This window comes from Humitalea rosea, assembly GCF_003253705.1.
GTDB lineage: Bacteria > Pseudomonadota > Alphaproteobacteria > Acetobacterales > Acetobacteraceae > Humitalea > Humitalea rosea.
In genome coordinates, this window is sequence record NZ_QKYU01000023.1 from 13,206 (window position 1) to 27,482 (window position 14,277).

The following is a 14,277-nucleotide window of genomic DNA, read 5'->3' on the forward strand; positions in this document are numbered from 1 at the left end:
CTACGGCGGCGGTCATGCGTTCCTGCGTGCCGTCATCATCGGTGCTGGCCTGGCAGCCGATGAGTTGCTCGCCCTGCCAGCAATTTCTTCACCTGTGCGGTCAATGGGGCGGTTCGTCATCGCCTGCCGGAGCAGCGGCAAACGCCAGCCGCGCCAATGCGGCCAGGGAACTGGAGCCCGTCTTCTTCATGATGGCGGCGCGATGGTTCTCGACCATGCGTTGGCCGATGCCGAGATCGGCTGCGATCGTCTTGCTCGGATGGCCGGCCAGGATCATCGCCATGATCTGACGCTGCCGCGGGGTGAGGCTGGTGACGTGGGACGCCGCGGCCTCCTGCCAGGCAACCAGCTTGCTTGAATCCCGTGCCCGCTCGAGCGCGCGCTCGACGCTGGAGATCAGGTCCCGGCGATCGACCGGCTTCTCGATGAAGTCCATAGCCCCCGCCTTCATGGCCTGCACCGCCGTCGGCAGGTCGCAGCGTCCGGTGATCATGATGGCGGGCAACGGATGCCCCGCGGTGTTCAGCGACTTCAGCAATTCCAGTCCACTCATCCCTCCGGGCAGATGCGCGTCGATGAGGATGCAGCCCTCCCGATCCGGATGATACGCCTCCAGGAACGCCTCGCAGGTCGCAAAATCCTCGACGTGCCAGCCGTTGCCCTCAAGCAGCCCACGCAGCCCTTTGCGGATCTCCAGCTCGCCATCGACGACAAAGATGACCGGCGTGGCAAGCCCGATGGAGGCTGCGGACGTGGCTGGCTGACCGTTGGCGGCTATGTCGTGCGGGACGGCGAGGAGGCGTTGCACCACCTGCGCGAGTTCTATCGGCTTGACCGGCTTGTTAAGCTGCACACAATCGTAGTGGGCGATCTCACGCAAGGTCATCGTCGAAATATCGCCGGTGAGGATGATGACCGGGATCTGCTCTCGAAGCTTCTCACGCAGCCTCGTCGCGAGCCTTATCCCGTTCGGACCATTGGGAAGATTGTAATCGGCGAGAATGAGGTCGGGGCTGATCGTGCCTTGTGCGATCAACTCCAGTGCCGCGGTGCCATCGGGCGCGGTCCCGACCACGTGCCCCTCGTCTTCAAGCAAGCGCTCGAGGAGGTCGCGCACGTCGGGATCGTCCTCCACGACCAATATTGAGCCGGCACGGTGAGGATAGTCACCATGCCCGGGGCGCTGTTGTTCCAGCAGTGGCGCCGTCACCTGCCTTGAACGCCCGACCTCGATGGCGAAGAGAGAGCCTATGCCCGGCCGGGACCGCACGGCGATCCGATATCCCATCAGATCGCCCAGGCGCTTCACGATGGCCAGGCCGAGCCCGAAGCCGCGGCTGCGTTCCCGCGCCGCATTGTTGAGCTGATGATACTCCTCGAAGATCGCGTTCAGCTGCCCCTTCGGGATGCCGATGCCGGTGTCCCAGATCTCGATGCTCAGCATTTCGCTGCGGCGACGACACCCGAGCAACACCTTGCCGCGCTTGGTGTACTTCAGCGCATTCGAAAGGATGTTCCGGATCATCTGCTCAAGGAGACGCGGATCGCTGTCGATGGACAGGCTGCACGGGACGACGCGCAGGACGAGCCCCCGCGCCTGCGCCTGATAGGCGAATTCCTGTCGCAACCGCTCGAACATCTCGTTGACGGGAAAGTTGATGATATCGGCGTGGACGGTGCCGGCGTCGATCTGGTTGATGTCGAGCAGAGCATTCAGCATGCCGGCCATGGTGGCCGAGGTCTGCTCAAGCCGGGAAACCAGTTCCAGCGCCTCGTCGGTCTTCTTGGCGGCGATCTTCCGCGCCAGAATGCCTCCCATCAGGCTGAGCGCCTGCAAGGGTTGGCGAAGGTCATGGCTTGCGGCGCTGAGGAAGCGTGACTTCGCGGCCGTCGCCTGCTCGGCCTGTCGCTTGGCGGAGTCCAGGGCGTCCGCCGTATTCCTGCGCTCGGTGATGTCGGCGAAGGTGATGACGACGCCTTCAATCCCATTGTCATGCGTTCGGTACGGCAAGATGCGACGGACATACCAGGCACCGCCCTCGGTTTCGATCTCGCGTTCGAGAGGCGTGTGGCTTGTGAGCACGATCCGCGCATCGGTAAGAAGCGAGCTGTCCTCGGCCAGGGGATGCAGGTCGGCGAGGGGACGTCCGATGTCGCCGGGGATGATGTTGAAGAGTGACCTCGTCGCCGGCGTGAAGAGGCGGATGTTGAGGTCGGTGTCGAGGAAGAGGGTCGCCACATCCGTGCTGTTCAGCACATTCTGCAGGTCATTGGAGGTCGTACGCTGGCGCTCCAAGGTCTCTTGAAGCTGGCTGTTCAGGGCGGTCAGCTCCTCGTTGAGCGACTGCAACTCCTCCTTCGAGGTCAGCAGCTCCTCGTTCGTCGACTGATATTCCTCGTTGATGGACAAAGCTTCCTCGTTGATCGCCTTCTGCTCTTCGCTCGAGGTCTCGAGGTCGCTGATCGCGCCCTGGAGTTCGGTCCTGGTGGCTTCGAGTTCCTGCTCGAGCCCCGCAAGCCTTGCGCCATCGGCGGGGACTGCCGCCCGTCCCAGCTCAGGCGCGAGCTTTGGCTCATCAACGAAGCAGACCAGCAGCAGGTCCTCGCCGTCGCTGCGGACGGGCTGGACCGAGATGCTGAAGGGAAGCGTCCTGCCATCGCGCTTCGTCTGCCCGCCAGCCGCGGCGATGCGTTCGTTCCCCTGCGAGGCCCGCTGAATGGCCGAGCGGAGCTTGGTGCGCAGGCCTCCTCGCGCCATGGCGAGCAGGTCATGCGAGGGATGTCCCGGCGCCACACTCAGGAAACGGTCGGTCGCGCCCAAGTGAAAGAGACACTCGTGTTTGCGGTTGATGAGCACGGCCGCCGGCGCATAGCTCTCCATCACCAGCCGGCGGCACAGGTCTGCGAGTGCGGTCTGGCGCGATGGGGCCGGTCCGGCGTCCCGGCGCATGGGGGGGCGCGGACCGTCGCCGGGTGAGGCCCGCAGGAAAGTGAGATCGCCCGGTCGGCTGCGTGCGACGTGGCGATAGAGGCGCTCGACCTTCGAGATCACCTCGAAGCGGCCGTCGGCATTGCCGATCGTCTCGGAACTGCCGAGCAGCAGGACCCCGCCCTCGCGAAGCGCGAAATGGAACAGCGAGATGACCTTCGCCTGCGCCTCAGGCTGCAGATAGATGAGAAGGTTTCGGCAGGAAATCAGGTCGATGCGCGAGAAGGGCGGATCGCTGAGAACATCCTGGACGGTGAAGACGACCATGGCGCGAAGGTCGGCCGAGACCCGGTAGCCATGCTCATCCTTGGTGAAGAAATGTGCCAGGCGTGCCGTCGACACGTCGGCCTCGATCGTATCGGGGTAGAGCCCATCCCGCGCGCTGGTGACGGCGTCGGCATCAACATCCGATGCGAAGACCTGCAGCTTGACGTTGCGCCTGGCGGCGGTGATCTCCTCCTTGAACAGCATGGCGAGGGAATAGGCTTCCTCCCCCGTGCTGCATCCCGTGATCCAGATGCGCAGCGGGTGATCGGTCGCCTGCTTGCGCACCAGATCGGGAATGATCTGCTCGGCCAGATAGTCGAAGACCTTTGGATCGCGGAAGAAGCTGGTGATGTTGATCAGCAGGTCCTTGGCGAGAAGCTCCAGTTCATTCGCATCGTCCCGCAGCTTGGCGAGGTATTGGTCCATCCGATCGGTCTCGATGCCCGCCATCGCCATGCGCCGCTCGATCCGGCGCTCGAGCGTTCCCTGTTTGTAGAGCCTGAAGTCGTGCGAGGTTCTCGCGCGCAGGAGTTCGATGATCCCGGGCACCCCATCGGATGCGCCTTCCTGTGGCAGCAAGCCGGCAGGCGGCGGGGCGACGGCCATGTGGCGGTCGTAGCTGGCGATGGCGGCGGGGATCTCGGCGACGTAAAGCACCAGATCGACGGCGCCTGTCATGATCGCGCTGCGCGGCATGCCGTCATACCCCGCCTCGTCGGGATGCTGGACGATGACGAGGCCGCGTTTTTCCTTGACGGCCTTCAGGCCGAGACTGCCATCGGCGCCGGTTCCGGACAGGATGACGCAGATGGCGCGATCGCCACATTCCTTGGCGAGCGAATGCAACAGGAAGTCGAACGGCATGCGCGCACCGTGACGGGCCTCCGGCTGCGACAGATGCAGCATGCCGTCGCCGACCGAGAGATAGGTTCCCGGGGGAATGACATAGATGTGGTCGGGCTCGATTCGCGCGCCGTCGGTCGCCTGCCGCACGGCCATCGACGTATGGCCCGCGAGCAGATCCACCATCATGCTTTCATGGGTCGGATCGAGGTGTTGCACCAGGATGTAGGCCATGCCCGTTTCGGCGGGCAAGGCATCGAGCAGTTTCCTGCACGCATCAAGGCCCCCGGCCGAGGCGCCGATCCCGACGATCTGCAGATCGCTCGGGCCGTGGGACGGGCCGTGAGAGGGGGAGCGCTTGCGCGCGGCACTCGATTTGGGTGAGCAAATTGGTGGCATTGCCGCATCTGCTCCCGGAGACGACCTCCGCAGACGGGGAGGGAAGGGAATGATACCATAACCTTGGCGGTTGGGTGATTGGGCGTCTACTTGACGCGCGCCCCCCTGGTTCAGGCCGCACCTCGGCGGCTTGGGGGCTGATTTCATTGAGTATTTATGCGGGTTCTGGCGATCAATTCGACGATCGCCATGAACGTCCTGGTCAACATGGTCCAGCCGGGCATGTCAGTTCGGGGTGCACGCCGCCGGCCGGGGCCTGGCGATCGGTCTCGCCCCCTGGCCCTTTGCCTCTTCGGGGTGCTTGTGCTTTGGACGTTGCCGGAAGGAGAGAGGAAGGATGAAAGCACTGCGCGTTCTGGTCATGGAGGACGAGGTCCTGATCGGGCTGCTGTTTGCCGAAATCCTCAAGGAGCTGGGTCACGACGTGTATGCGATCGAGTCCACCGAGGCAGGGGGGATCGCCGCCGCGGCTCGGATCAGGCCGGAGCTGGTGATCGCGGACGGGCGGTTGGGGAAGGGAAGCGGCATCGCGGCGGTCGAGGAGATCCTCCGCGGTGGCTTCGTGCCGCATGTTTTCGTCAGTGGCGATGTTCCAAGCATCAAGGCGCAGCACCCACATGCCATCGTGCTGCAAAAGCCTTTTCAGGAACCCGACCTTATCCGTGCCATCCACGCCGCGCTCGCCGCACCGCCCATCCCCTGAGGGCGTGACGCGAGCCTCCTCCATGCTTCGCGCCACGGCCGGTGACATGTCCCGCCCCCTAAGCCTTTCCCTCCCAGGCCTTCGCCCGCTCCAGCAACCGCCGCGCACGGATCACGATGGGCAGGTCGATCATGCTGCCTTCGAAGGCGACGGCGCCCAGCCCCTTGGCCGCCGCGGCGTCGAAGGCCGCCAGTAGCCGCCGCGCCTTGTCCAACTCCTCTGCCGAGGTGCCGTATTCCTCGTTGATGATCGGCACATGCGCGGGATGGATGCAGGAGGTCGTGCCGAAGCCTAGGCCCCGGGCGCGCCGCAGCCCGGCGCGATAGGCGTCGAGGTCGTTCAGCTCGGCGAACTTGCCCATCGAGCCCATCGGCAGGATGCCCGCCGCGCGCGACGCGGCTAGCCCCAGCATGGCGAAGGGATACATGGAATCGGCCGAGGGGATGGCGCCGAGCTCGGTGGCCATATCCTCGCCGCCCACCGACATCGCCGCCATGCGCGGATCGGCGGCGGCAATGGCGAAAAGATGCGGCAGGGCGGCCGGCGTTTCGACCAAGGCGATGAAGCGGGTGTGCCCCTCCGCCATGCCCTGGGCCGCCTCGCACCCCGCCACCAGCTCCGACAGCAGGCGGACATGGTCCGCCCCCATCACCTTCGGCAGCATCAGTGCGGCGACCCCCGGCATCACGGCGGCGGCGATATCGGCGATGGCGAGATCGAGCGGCCGGTTGATGCGCACGACGACATCGGCCCCACCCTGGGCCACGCGCGGCACGGCGGCGGCGACCGCCGCGCGCGCCTCGGCCTTGTGCTCGGGCAGGATGGCATCCTCCAGGTCCAGGATGATGCCGTCAGCGCCGCGGGTATGCGCCTTGGCGAGGAAGCGTTCCGCCGTCACGGGGACGAAGAGCAGGGAGCGCCAGGCGGGCTGCGGGCGGCTCATGCGGCGACCTCCGGTTGGGCCGCGGGTTCGAGGATGGCGCCGGCGGCGACCAGCCGGTCCAGCTCCGCCTCCCCATAGCCCGCGCCGCGCAGCACCTCGCGCGTGTGTTCGCCCAGGCGCGGGGCATGCAGCGCATCCTCGCGCATGCCGCCGCTGAAGCGGTTGGGCGTGCGGGTGCGGCGCAGCCGCCCTTCGGAGGGATGCTCCTCCAGGGTGAAAAAGCCGGCATCCTGCAGATGCGGGTCGATCATCAGATCCTCCAGCGAGTTGTAGCGGGCGGCGGGCACGTCGCGTTTCCCCAGGATCTCCAGCCATTCGTCGGTCGTGCGCTGCGCCAGCCCCTCGGCGCGCACGGAAAAATAGGCGCGCGCATTGGCGGTGCGCATGGCGGCGGAGCAGAAACGCGGGTCGTGGCGCAGCTCGGGCTGGCCGATCGCCTCGAAGAAGGCGAAGGCCTGGGCGTCGGTGTTGGGGCCGACGGTGATGTAGCCGTCCTTGGTCGCCAGCGGCCGGTAGTCCGGGCTCAGCAGGCGGTTGTCGCCGGTCGGCCCCACGGGGGGCTCGAAGGTCGCGGCCCCCATGTGCTCGCTCATCACGAAGCTCGCCATATTCTCGAACATCGGCACCTCGATCGCCTCGCCCTTGCCGGTGCTGGCGCGGCGGAACAGGGCGAAGCCGATGCTCTGGGCGGCGATCAGCCCGCTGATGTGGTCGGTCATCACCATCGGCACGAAACGCGGCTCGCCCACCGCGCGCTCGAAGGTGGCGGCGACACCCGACAGGCTCTGGATCACCGGGTCATAGGCGGGGCGGTTCGCGTAGCGCCCGTCGCTGCCGAAGGCGAGGATGCCGCAATGGATCAGCCGGGGGTTGGCCGCCGTCAGGCTCGCGTGGTCCAGCCCCAGCCGCTCCAGCGCCACGGGGCGGACATTGCTGACGAAGACATCGGCGGTGGCCAGCAGGCGCCGCATCGCCGCCATGCCCTCGGGGTGTTTCAGGTCCAGGCAGGCGGAGCGCTTGTTGCGGTTGAAGTTGATGAACTTGCCCGACATGCCGGGCGTGCGGCTGCCCTGCGCCATGAAGCGCAGCAGGTCGCCGCCCGGGGCTTCGACCTTGATGACATCGGCCCCCTGGTCGGCCAGGGTGCGCGTGCAGATCGGCCCCACGACGATGGAGGTGAGGTCGATGACGCGCACGCCCGCCAGCGGGCCGCCGCTCATGCGCCGCAGTCCAGGGTCATCTCGGCCGCCAGCAGCCCGTCCTTGTCGGCGGCCCAGACGCGCAGGGTCCCGCCCTCGGGCGCGGCCCCGTGGAAGGTGACGCTGTCGCCGACGAACAGCGGGCGGGCGAGCCGCGCCGAGTAGTGCCGCAGCGGCCCCGGCGCGCGCTTCAGCGCCGCATCCAGCAGCAGATGCATGGTCAGCCCGCCGTTCTGCACCACGCCCGGATAGCCTTCCTGCCCCCGCGCGTAATCGGCGTCGTAGTGGATGCGATGCGCGTTCCAGGTGATGGCGCCGTAGCGGAAGACCAGCACGGGATCGAGGAAGACCTCCTCCGCCCAGATGCCATCCGTGGGCGCGCGGGCCGGCTGGGTGCTGGGGCTGGCCGCGCCGGGGGTGACGCCTTCGCGATAGATCGCGTCGAAGTCGTCCACCGCGATGGTCCTGTCGCCCACCAGGATGGTGTGTCGCATGGTCAGCACCACGATCTGCCCGGTCCGCCCGGACTTCGGCGTGATGGCCGCGACCTCCACCTTCTTCGCCGCCGCGTCGCCGACGCGAAGGTTCCCCATGATCTGCACGCGCCGCCCCGCGCCCATGCGGCGCGGCAGCGGGATGGGCGGCAGGAAGGCGCCCTTCTTCGGATGCCCATCCACGCCGATCACCGATTGCCGCGGCATGTCGCCGAAGAACAGCCCGTACCAATGCGGCGGCAGCACATCGCCGGGCTCGAAGCCATACGGATCAAGGTCGAAGGTCGAGGCGATGCGGCGCACGGCGCCGAGGGCAATCTCCTCCGGCACCAGGCGCGAACGGCCGATCCAGCCGGAGAGTTCCGGCATGGCGGCGGCAATGTCCTCGGCGGCGCTCATTCCGCGGAGAGCCCCAGGCGGCGGATCAGCGTGACCCACACATCGCCACGCTCCCGGAGGAAGGTGGCCGTGCTTTCGGGGGTATTGGGGGCGGCGGCCTCGGCACCGACACGCGCAAAACCATCCTTCACCGCCTGGCTGCCGAGGGCATCGTTCAACGCCTGGTTCAGCCGGGCGATGATCGCGGGCGGCGTGCCGGCGGGGGCGGCGAGGGCGAATTCATTGACGCCGACATAGCCTGGCAGGGTCTCCGCCACGGTCGGCACATTGGGCCAGTTCGGGTTGCGTTCGACGCTGGTGACGGCCAGCGCGCGGATGCGCGGATCGTCCTTCACCGGCTCGGCCTCCGGCAGGCCCAGGGTGCGGGCCTGCACGCGGCCGGCCAGCAGGTCGGTCATGCCCTGGGTGCTCTGGCGATAGGGCACGTGCACCATCTGGATATTCGCCTTTTCCAGCAGCAGCTCCATCGACAGATGCGTGGTGGCGCCGATGCCGGAGGAGGCGAAGTTCAGCACATTCGGCCGGGCGCGGACGAATTCGATGAACTCGGCCAGGGTGCGGACCGGGATCGTCTCCGAGTTGATCAGCACCACATTGGGCGTGGTGCAGAACAGGCCGATCGCCGCGAAATCCTTCTGCCAATCGTAGCTGAGGTTGCGGTAGAGCGCCGCATTCACGCCCCCCATCGCGCCGGTGGAGCCGACCATGATGGTATAGCCATCGGGGGCGGCGCGGGCGGTGATATCGGCGGCCAGATTACCGGCCGCACCGGGGCGATTGTCCACCAGCATGCCCTGGCCCAGCCGCTGGGCCATGGCCGCGGCGATGATGCGGGAGACGACATCCGTCTGGCCGCCGCCGCCATAGGGCACGACGAGGCGGATGGGGCGGTCGGGAAATTCGGCGCGGGCGATGCCGGGCGCGGCAAGGCCGAGTGTCGCGATGCCGGTGCCCAAGACGGTTCGACGGCCGAATGGCAAGGATTTCATGGGGGGACCTCCTCCGAGCGTGGTCCGCGCCTGGTTCCTGCCCGGCGCGCTTGCCCCATGCTTGCCACGACAGGCGGATCGGTGTCCCTTCACATATGTGAAGTCGTCGGAGGGCGAAGTGGCGGAGGGCACGGCGGTCAAATCCGCCCAGCGCACCATCGAGGCGCTGGAATTCTTCGCGGAGACCCATCGCCCGGCGGGGGTGGCGGAGATGGCGCGGCACCTGGGCGCACCGCTGTCCAGCACCTCCGTGCTGCTCGCCGGGCTGGCGCGCCTCGGCTACCTGGAACAGGACACGATCGACCGCCGCTACCGCCCCACCCTGCGCGTCATGCTGCTGGGCGGCTGGCTGCAGGATCAGCTGCTGGGCGAGAGCAGCCTGCTGCGGCTGATGAATGATTTGCGCGCCCGCACCGGCATGACGGTGCTGATCGGCCTGCAACGCCAGGCCGCGGTGCAATACATCCTGACCCTGCGCGGCCCCGCCGTGGTGGAGCAGGAGAAGATGCGCGCAGGGATGATGCGCCCCATCACCCGCGCGGCGGTCGGCAAGGCGCTGCTGATGCTGAAGCCACTGGAGGAGGTGGAGCGGCTGCTGCGCCGTGCCAATGCCGAGGAGCCCGACCCCGCCCGGCGGGTGGTTCCCGCCGCGTTCCTGGCCGATCAGCGCACCAGCCGGGCGCGCGGATGGACCGAGAGCGGCGGCACCATGGTGACGGGCCAGAGCGTGCTGGCCATGCCGCTGCCGCCGCTGCCGGGCCAGCCGCCGCTGGCGATCGGCCTGGGCACGACCTGCGAGGCGGTGGCGGCGCGGCGCGAGGAGCTGGTGGCGCGGCTGCGGGAGGTCTGCGGCTTGCTCCAGGTGGCGAAGTCCGACGATCCAACATAGCGAAGCTGTTGAGGAAAATCTTGGGGCCATCCGAAAGATGACGTAAGAAAACCAAACGAACTCAATGTGATGAAAGGGTCGCGGTGGTGGAGCTGTGGGGAATCGAACCCCAGACCTCGTCATTGCGAACGACGCGCTCTACCAACTGAGCTACAGCCCCATCCTCTCGGATGCGAGGTCGGCCTTATCCGCAGCGGCGGGGATCAAGTCAACAGGGTCCGGCGAGATTCCCCCCGAACATCTCCGCCCCCGGTCCGGGCGCGCCCGGATCGAGCAGCCCCGCCACCACCCGCGCCACGCCCGCGGGCCCCAGCGCCGCCCCGGCATAGGCGGCGAACTTCGCCCGCACCGCCGCCTCGCCCATCGGGTGCGCGGCATCGCCGGGCACGCTGTCGCATCGGGCCTCCAGCACCTGGCCATCGGCCAGGGTCACGACCAGCCGCGCGGCGCGGCCGGGCAGGGCAGGGTCCTCGTGCAGGGTCACCAGCGCCTCGATTCGCCGCATCCGGGGGTCCGCCAGGGCCGCGGCGGTATAGGCGGCGGGGCCGAGGTCGCCCTGCACCAGCGCCGCCGCCACCGCCCAGGACAGGCTGAACTGCGCGGCGATGGCAGCCTCGGGCGCGCGGTTGCCGGCGTAGCGCAGCGCCTCGGCATAGGTGTGCAGCGCCACCGCCACCACCGGCTGGGCGGGCCGCAACCGCAGCGCGGCCGCCGCGGCGTAATGCGCGTGACGCACCCCGGCAAAGGGCTTGATATAGGCCTCGGCCAGCAGCCATTCGCCGGGCGGCGCGATTTCGGCGGGAGTTTCCAGCCCGAGCGCCAGCGCGCGCGCCGTGGCAAAACCCGATTCGGGCGCATCCATCCCCGCCATCGCGGCGGCGGCGCAAAGCTGGCCCAGCAGCACCGCATGCGCAGGGTAGCTGTTCCGCCCATCCATCCCCGCCGCGATCGGGGCATAGAGCGCGAAGGGGATCTGGCAGGCCGCCAGCCGCAGCGCCCGCCCCGCCGCCGCCACATCCCCGCCCGCCAGCCGCACCGCCGCCACGGCGGCGCCCAGGCTGTGCCAGGACCCGTCCACATGCATCCCCGGCCGCAGCCGCCAGGCCTCGCCGGCGCGGCCGCCGATTTCGTAGCCCAGCGAAAAGGCGCGCACCGCCTCCGCGACCGGCAGCCCGCCCGCGATCGCGGCCAGCGCCAGCGGTGCGACGGCAAGCCCGGGCCGGCCATGGGCGCGGGCCAGACCGTCATTCGCCTCATCCCAGCACATCGCCGTGGCCAGCACCGCGGCCGCCCCGGCGGGGCCGAGCCCCGGCCCCCCGGCCTGCCGCAGCCCGGCCAGCCGCAGCCCGCCCGGCATGGTCGCCGCAAGGGCGGCCGCCATCGCCCTCGGCCGCTCCTGCATGAGCCCCGCCAGGGCGCAGCCCAGGCTGTCCAGCAGCAGCAGCCGGCCTTGGGCCGCGACCGCCGGCGGCGGGCCGCCCCAGGCGGCCTCCAGCGCGGCGCCGAGGGCCGGCCCGCTCAATCCGCGCGGGCCCCGGTGGTGCGCACGATCGCCCGCCACTGCGCCCGCTCGGCGGCGATCTCGGCGGCCAGGGTGGCGCGGTCGCCGGGATAGGCATCGACCTGGCGCGCGGCCAGCACCGCCGCCCAGGCCGGGTCGGCCAGCACGCCCTGCACCGCGGCCTCCAGCGCCGCCAGCACCGGCGCCGGGGTCCTGGTGGTGCCGAAGACGCCATACCAGGGGGTGGCGGCGAAGCCGGGCAGGCTCTCGGCCACCGCCGGCAGGTCGGGCAGCGCCGGGCTGCGCGTGGCGGAGGAGACCGCCAGTGCCCGCAACGTCCCCTCCCGCACCTGCGGCGCCGAGGTGCCCAGCGCATCGAAGGCGCAATCGAGGGTGCCCGCGACCAGATCGGCCAGCATCGGCGCGCTGCCGCGATAGGGCACATGCGTCATCGGCACCCCGGCCATCGAGGCGAAGAGCGCCATCGACAGATGCGTGAAGGAACCGACCCCGTTGGAGCCATAGGACAGCCCGCCCGGTTTTTGGCGCGCGGCGGCGAGAAGCTCGGGGATGCCGCCCTCGGGCAGCACCCTGGGTGAGACCACCAGCAGGTTCGGCTGCCGTCCGAGCATGCCGAGCGGCACCAGATCGGCGTCCGGGTCGTAGGGCAGGGCGGAGAACAGCGCCGGGTTCATCGCGATGATGCCCTGGGTCGCGATCAGCAGCGCATGGCCATCGGCGGGCGCCTTGACCACGGCATCGGCCGCGAGGTTGCCCGCAGCCCCGGCGCGGTTCTCGACCACCGCGGTCTGGCCGAGCCGCGCGGCCAGCAGCGGCGCGAGGCTGCGGGTCAGGATGTCGGTCAGCCCGCCGGGGGAGAAGGGCAGCACCAGCCGCAGCGGCCGGTCCGGCCGCCAGGTCAGGGGCTGGGCCATGGGGGGCTGGGCCACGGGGGGCAGCGCCTGGGCCTGGGCCGGGGCCGCTGGCAGGGTGGCGAGGGCCGCGAGAAGCTGGCGGCGGGATGGGCCGGGCATGGGCGATGGCTCCTGCGATGAGCCATGCAGACTGCCAGCCGCGCCCCGGCGGAAAACCCGCCCCCGGCCGGTCAAATGCGGCCCCGGCGCGGCTTTGGCCTCGGATCGGGGCAATCCCGGGGATGGGCCTGCCCCGATCGGGGCAAGAGACCAGACGCCGGGGATCAGGCGCGAGTGATCAGGCGCGAGTGATCAGCCGCCGCGAACCGCCGCCGCCGCCGCCGCCGCGAAGGCACGGGCATCGGCGATGCTCGGCGTGCGGTCCGGCATGGTGACCTGGATGGTCACGAAGCGGCCGGCCGCGCCGCCGACGCAGACGGTCCGGCGGATCGGGGTGCGGCCGAAGGTGCCGGCCAGATCGGCGCAGGTCAGGTCCGGCCCGCCGGCCGCGGGCAGCGGCGCGCGGGATTCCTCGGCGAGCGTGCGGCCGGTGGTCCGCGGCGGCAGCACGGTCGCATCGCGTACCGCGAGGTCGAGCTCCGCGACCTGGGCCGGGTCGGCCGGATTGGCCGGGACCCGGGCATAGCCACGGTCATAGACCGCGACGGTCGCGACCGCGCTGCGGCTGGAGGCGGTGTATTCGACGCCCTGGCCGAAGCCCGGGGCGCGGGCCTCGAAGTTGGTCACCGGGCCGCGGCGGAAACCGGCCAGGGCCGCAGGCAGCCGCGCGATCTGTTCCGGCAGGTCGGGGCGTCCGCCCGGGCTCTCCGCATCCGCCCCCGCCCCGCCTTGCGCCGCGACCCGCGGCGTATTTGGCAGGCCGCAGCCGGTGAGCAGGAGGAGCAGAAGCCCCGTTCCGATGACAGATCGCATGGCGTTCCTCAATGGTGGGTCACCGCCGGCACCGGCAGGCCAAGCGCCAGTTCGGCATTGGCGTTGAGCAGCCCTTCCCAGAGCAGCCCCCCGGCAATCCAGATGATGAGCGCGAGCCCGACCCAGGCGATCCAGCGGAAGCGCTGCAGCAGATTCGCAAGCGCCCCACCCAGAAGCCCCATCATGATGATGGAGATGCCAAGGCCGATGGTGAGCAGGGGAATATTGCCACGGGCGACCGCGGCAACGGCAAGCACATTGTCGAGGCTCATGGAAACATCGGCGATGACGATCTGGCGCAGCGCCTGCGCCAGCGTCTTGTCGTGCTTCACGACCGAGCCGGGTTCACCCGAATCATGGCCGCCCTCGAGCAGTTCCTTGGCGAAGCCATAGGCGATCCAGATCAGCGCCAGGCCGCCGACGAGATCGATCCACCACAATTCGAGCAGCTTGGTCGCGAAGATCGAGAAGACGACGCGCAGCACCGCCGCCGCGGCCACGCCGAAAAGCACGGCCTTGCCGCGCTGGGCCGCGGGCAGCCCCGCCGCCGCAAGGCCGATGACCACGGCATTGTCGCCGGACAGGATGGCGTTGAGCCAGATGATCTGCATGAGGCCAGGCAGGGCGGCCGATAGTGCTTCCATGTACGTCTCCGCGAGTCGGGTCGAGTGTTGCCCGTTGCGGCGCACGCCCCACTTGATTGATGCGCGGCACGCTAGGCGAGCGTGCCGCAGGATGCAATCTGCCGAGGGCACAAGGCAGGCGCGCGCGGCTCCCCAAGGCCGATGAACCCGCTCGAAGAAAGGGCTGCTGGT

General features: G+C 69.2%; 11 protein-coding genes and 1 tRNA gene. 2 read left to right on the plus strand and 10 right to left on the minus strand.

Annotated features, from left to right (window positions below; genetic code table 11):
* Positions 1–100: 100 nt before the first annotated feature.
* On the minus strand, positions 101–4,645 hold the full coding sequence (locus C8P66_RS17970; protein WP_342768023.1) for a chemotaxis protein CheB: 4,545 nt from the start codon (positions 4,643–4,645) through the stop codon (positions 101–103).
* A gap of 190 nt (positions 4,646–4,835) precedes the next feature.
* On the opposite strand from C8P66_RS17970, the gene C8P66_RS17975 reads away from it, so the two are divergent.
* Positions 4,836–5,201: a response regulator gene (locus tag C8P66_RS17975; protein WP_111399672.1), complete on the plus strand. Its 366-nt coding sequence runs from the start codon at positions 4,836–4,838 to the stop codon at positions 5,199–5,201.
* A 58-nt stretch (positions 5,202–5,259) separates the two neighbouring features.
* Here C8P66_RS17975 and C8P66_RS17980 read toward each other — a convergent pair whose 3' ends face one another.
* From C8P66_RS17980 to C8P66_RS17995, 4 genes are read right to left on the minus strand one after another with little or no spacing between them, the layout of a single operon-like run.
* Positions 5,260–6,144, minus strand: coding sequence for an HpcH/HpaI aldolase/citrate lyase family protein (locus C8P66_RS17980; protein WP_111399673.1), 885 nt, complete (start codon positions 6,142–6,144; stop codon positions 5,260–5,262).
* Entirely contained in the window at positions 6,141–7,364 is a 1,224-nt protein-coding gene (locus tag C8P66_RS17985) for a CaiB/BaiF CoA transferase family protein (protein WP_111399674.1), read from the minus strand. The genes C8P66_RS17980 and C8P66_RS17985 overlap by 4 nt, the downstream gene beginning before the upstream one ends.
* On the minus strand, positions 7,361–8,236 hold the full coding sequence (locus tag C8P66_RS17990) for a hypothetical protein (RefSeq protein ID WP_111399675.1): 876 nt from the start codon (positions 8,234–8,236) through the stop codon (positions 7,361–7,363). The genes C8P66_RS17985 and C8P66_RS17990 overlap by 4 nt, the downstream gene beginning before the upstream one ends.
* Positions 8,233–9,225 carry a Bug family tripartite tricarboxylate transporter substrate binding protein gene (locus tag C8P66_RS17995; protein WP_158537293.1) on the minus strand — a complete coding sequence of 331 codons (993 nt, stop codon included), beginning with the start codon at positions 9,223–9,225 and terminating at the stop codon, positions 8,233–8,235. Before C8P66_RS17995 ends, C8P66_RS17990 begins: the two co-directional genes overlap by 4 nt.
* 97 nt (positions 9,226–9,322) lie before the next feature.
* Here C8P66_RS17995 and C8P66_RS23630 point away from each other — a divergent pair, with 97 nt between their 5' ends.
* Positions 9,323–10,114: an IclR family transcriptional regulator gene (locus tag C8P66_RS23630; protein ID WP_158537294.1), complete on the plus strand. Its 792-nt coding sequence runs from the start codon at positions 9,323–9,325 to the stop codon at positions 10,112–10,114.
* 84 nt (positions 10,115–10,198) lie between these two features.
* On the opposite strand, the gene C8P66_RS18010 is transcribed toward C8P66_RS23630, so the two are convergent.
* The 5 genes from C8P66_RS18010 to C8P66_RS18030 all read right to left on the minus strand — a co-directional run bounded on the left by C8P66_RS18010 (position 10,199) and on the right by C8P66_RS18030 (position 14,106).
* Positions 10,199–10,274 (minus strand) — tRNA-Ala (locus C8P66_RS18010).
* A 48-nt stretch (positions 10,275–10,322) separates the two neighbouring features.
* Entirely contained in the window at positions 10,323–11,636 is a 1,314-nt protein-coding gene (locus C8P66_RS18015; RefSeq protein WP_158537295.1) for an MmgE/PrpD family protein, read from the minus strand.
* The gene (locus C8P66_RS18020) at positions 11,633–12,649 is read right to left on the minus strand and encodes a Bug family tripartite tricarboxylate transporter substrate binding protein (protein WP_111399679.1); all 1,017 of its coding nucleotides are present in this window, start codon (positions 12,647–12,649) and stop codon (positions 11,633–11,635) included. Before C8P66_RS18020 ends, C8P66_RS18015 begins: the two co-directional genes overlap by 4 nt.
* Before the next feature lie 192 nt (positions 12,650–12,841).
* Positions 12,842–13,462, minus strand: a complete 621-nt coding sequence (locus C8P66_RS18025; RefSeq protein WP_111399680.1) for a hypothetical protein — start codon at positions 13,460–13,462, stop codon at positions 12,842–12,844.
* 8 nt (positions 13,463–13,470) lie between these two features.
* On the minus strand, positions 13,471–14,106 hold the full coding sequence (locus tag C8P66_RS18030; protein ID WP_111399681.1) for a YjbE family putative metal transport protein: 636 nt from the start codon (positions 14,104–14,106) through the stop codon (positions 13,471–13,473).
* Positions 14,107–14,277: the final 171 nt, after the last annotated feature.